1 protein-coding gene is annotated in these 351 nt (G+C 68.9%); it reads right to left on the bottom strand.

Going from position 1 to position 351, the window contains the following annotated elements; all coding sequences use genetic code 11:
• Nucleotides 1-351, bottom strand: a 351-nt coding sequence (locus tag IG08_RS0153455; protein WP_030622316.1) for a thiolase family protein, incomplete at both ends; no start/stop codon positions are given.

Raw genomic sequence — 351 nt, 5'->3', positions numbered from 1 at the left:
GGTGCGGAAGGAGGGCTTGAGTTTGGCCATTGCGGCCAGCGAGGCGTCGGGCCGTACGGATTCGTCGGCGGCGAAGACGTGCGGGTCGCCCTTGCGCTGCGGGATGGACACCGGGGCGAGCTCGCTGTCGAACAGGCCCGCGGCCTGTGCTGTGGCCGCCTTCTGGTGGCTGTGCAGCGCGTACTCGTCCTGCTGCTCGCGGCTGATCTTGTGCTTCTCGGCGATGAGTTCGGCCGACTCGCCGAGCGGGACGGTCCACTGCGGGTCCATCTTGGGGTTGACCATGCGCCAGCCCAGGGTGGTGGAGTACAGCTCGGTGTGCCCGGCGGGGAAGGGCTTGTCGGACTTGGG

Origin of the sequence: Streptomyces fulvoviolaceus (assembly GCF_000718165.1) — a bacterium.
GTDB classification, from domain to species: Bacteria; Actinomycetota; Actinomycetes; order Streptomycetales; family Streptomycetaceae; genus Streptomyces; species Streptomyces fulvoviolaceus.
Note: the sequence above shows the minus strand (reverse complement) of the source record. Positions and strands in the feature narration are given on the sequence as shown.